This is a genomic window from Mesorhizobium sp. M7A.F.Ca.US.006.04.2.1, assembly GCF_004022915.1.
GTDB classification, from domain to species: Bacteria; Pseudomonadota; Alphaproteobacteria; order Rhizobiales; family Rhizobiaceae; genus Mesorhizobium; species Mesorhizobium ciceri.
In genome coordinates this window covers 1-2281 of record NZ_RZQA01000943.1, presented here as the reverse complement: position 1 = coordinate 2281, position 2281 = coordinate 1, and the positions used below count along the sequence as shown (strand labels likewise).

Below are 2281 nucleotides of genomic sequence, written 5' to 3'. Positions count from 1 at the left end.
GGCCCTGGCTGTTGAGCGCCTTGGATGCGGTAGCGACGCTGACTCCGGCCTGCGCGGCCACGTCACGCAAGGTGACTGGCTTGGAAAAGACCGGAACAGGCAGATCGTCCGATGGCATCGCGCCGAGAGTCCTTAGTTGGAAAAAGGTTTTCTCTTACCGATCTGAAAGAGGCCCGGCAGGTGGCCGAGCCCGACTGAAATTGTTTGAGAAAACCTTTTCTCAGCTGAGGCTAGACCAGATTGGATCGCCGTTCAAGGGAAAAGCTGGTTGGGCCTCTGCTCTCTTCCTTCGAATGCAAACGCGGGTTAAAGCAGCGCCGGCAGCACTTAGCTCAGGGGAAGAGCGCCAGTCGCAGTGCTGGAGGCCCTCGGTCGAGACGGGGCGGGCTGCCGCTTGAGGCGTGAAGGATCGCAGCGTGCGCGGGATGCGAGGCCCGGCAAAGGGTTGGCGCTGCCGGGCAGCAAACCTGGCCGCAATATGTGCTGGCGGACGGTCTGAAGATCGTGCCGAAAATTCTGAACAGTCCCTCGGGATTAACCTTTCCGTAAATATTTGGCCGCTACTTCAACAGCCATGGCCTCGTGGCGGAGCGGCTACGCTGGAGACGGCAAATCTCTGAAGCCTCGGTTCGATTCCGAGGCGAGGCCTCCAAAATTTCGCGTCGAACAGCAGTCCCAATCTGCCCCAAGGGCAGTCAGTCCCCACGAATAGATTTGTGCGTTACGAAGGCGGTGCGGACCGGACGTTAAAGCAGTCCTGTCTTGCATTTGGCATGCCGGCACGCGCGAAAAGAGTGGTATGGAAGGGAGTCGAGCGTTCTTGCTTCGCTTTTTCCTGACATTCGAGGCCTTTCGTGCGTGAACCGTCGCTGCTGCCCGTCTTTGGAAAACTTGGCCTCAAGGCTCCTGCTGCCCTGGCGGCGGCACCGGCCTCGTCGGCAGGTGTGTCGCACCTGCGGAAGCTTCTGGCCGTGCATGGCGGCATGGTGCTGAAACTGTCGGTCGTCGCCTGGACGGTGCTGATCCTGGGCGCCGTGTTTTTCACGATGCAAGGCTGACCGGCATGGCCAACCGCTACACGCTGCGTATGGAGCTTCCCCAGAGCTGGAGCATCATCGATGTCTTCACCGGCCAGCCTGCGGTGGTCCGGCAAAAGGTGATGGTCGGGATGGGGCCGCGCGAGGCCGAGGACATGGTCGTGCAGATGAATGTCCGCGATGTCAAACGCCGCGAACGGGCCGAGCGCAAGGCCTGATCCGTAGCGGCCCGCCGGCGGAAGCCTGCCGCACCGCAAATCAAGGGATTCCCGTGAGAGCCAGCCTGAAGCAGAAGATACTGGAGGTTTGCGACCGCAAGATCTCCGAGAAGGGGGCCGGCGTCGGCGTGTCGTTCTATGCGTTTTTCGCCAACAGAAACGACAACCCCGAACTCCTGATGGAAGCCGCCGAATGGTGGATCAGAACCCACCGCCTCGACCATTTCGAAAAGGCTGCGAAGATACGCGCGATGGTCGAGGAGATGGATCTTTAATCGTCGTTTTGAGCGACATGCAATGGACTGATCAGCCGAAATCGGACGCCGTCAGCACATACATGCTCTTGTGGGTGCGGTCGTAGGCCTTCGACGCCACTTCGCGGATGGCGCTGCTCTCGGTGTCGAATGTCTGGAGATAACCGGCTTCATCGGCCGCGGTTCCCGGCCGCATCTTGGCCATGGCGTCGGCGGCGACGGAGAACGAGATCTGGAACATGCCGTCATGGCCGACGAAACGGATGCGCTGGCCCGCCTCGTCATAGCTGCGGCTGCGGTTGGGGAAGGTGAGGCTCATGTCGTAGCCTCCGTGACTTTCTTGGTCACCCGCTTCTTCTTCGGCGTCGGATTGAGGGCCTCGGCGACACGATCGGCCTCTTCCTTGGCCAGCCGAAGCTCCCTCAGCCTTGCCGTCTTGATCTCCCTGGCTCTTGCCTCGGACATATATTCGGCGGTCGCCTTGTTTTTCTCCGCTGTCTTCTTCTGCTTGTCGACAAAGCGGGCTTCAGCTTTTTCCATGATCGTCTGATTGCCTTCGGCCATCGAAGAAATCTCCCTTGTGCCTGAAATCGTGAAAGTGAACTTGTCCGATAAATAGGCACTCGATCGGCAAAATTCAATCTTTTGAATTATTTGACATTCTGCGGATATCACGAAACGGCCAGCTGAAATAATACTTTTGAATATTTAATTTGGTACGCGAATAATTTTTGGCACTCCTATCTATCGAGTGCCAACGCGTCTATAGAGG

Annotated in this window: 6 protein-coding genes and 1 tRNA gene; 4 read left to right on the top strand and 3 right to left on the bottom strand. The window is 58.4% G+C overall.

What is annotated here, in order from left to right; genetic code table 11:
• A partial coding sequence (locus EN925_RS32575; protein WP_164894548.1) for a LacI family DNA-binding transcriptional regulator occupies positions 1-118 on the bottom strand: 118 nt, incomplete at its 3' end.
• Between the two features lie 458 nt (positions 119-576).
• Here EN925_RS32575 and EN925_RS32570 point away from each other — a divergent pair.
• The 4 genes from EN925_RS32570 (at position 577) to EN925_RS32555 (ending at position 1530) form a co-directional block, all read left to right on the top strand.
• A tRNA-Cys gene (locus EN925_RS32570) sits at positions 577-652 on the top strand.
• Between the two features lie 202 nt (positions 653-854).
• Positions 855-1058, top strand: a complete 204-nt coding sequence (locus EN925_RS32565; RefSeq protein ID WP_027160879.1) for a hypothetical protein — start codon at positions 855-857, stop codon at positions 1056-1058.
• Between the two features lie 5 nt (positions 1059-1063).
• Complete coding sequence (locus EN925_RS32560; RefSeq protein WP_027160878.1) at positions 1064-1255, top strand: hypothetical protein; 192 nt, start codon at positions 1064-1066, stop codon at positions 1253-1255.
• Between the two features lie 53 nt (positions 1256-1308).
• Positions 1309-1530: a DUF6500 family protein gene (locus tag EN925_RS32555; protein WP_127367757.1), complete on the top strand. Its 222-nt coding sequence runs from the start codon at positions 1309-1311 to the stop codon at positions 1528-1530.
• 31 nt (positions 1531-1561) lie between these two features.
• On the opposite strand, the gene EN925_RS32550 is transcribed toward EN925_RS32555, so the two are convergent.
• A complete protein-coding gene (locus tag EN925_RS32550; RefSeq protein ID WP_013530531.1) occupies positions 1562-1828 on the bottom strand; it encodes a DUF1488 domain-containing protein in 267 nt (88 codons plus the stop codon).
• Positions 1825-2073, bottom strand: a complete 249-nt coding sequence (locus EN925_RS32545) for a hypothetical protein (RefSeq protein ID WP_127369190.1) — start codon at positions 2071-2073, stop codon at positions 1825-1827. The genes EN925_RS32550 and EN925_RS32545 overlap by 4 nt, the downstream gene beginning before the upstream one ends.
• Positions 2074-2281 lie beyond the last annotated feature (208 nt).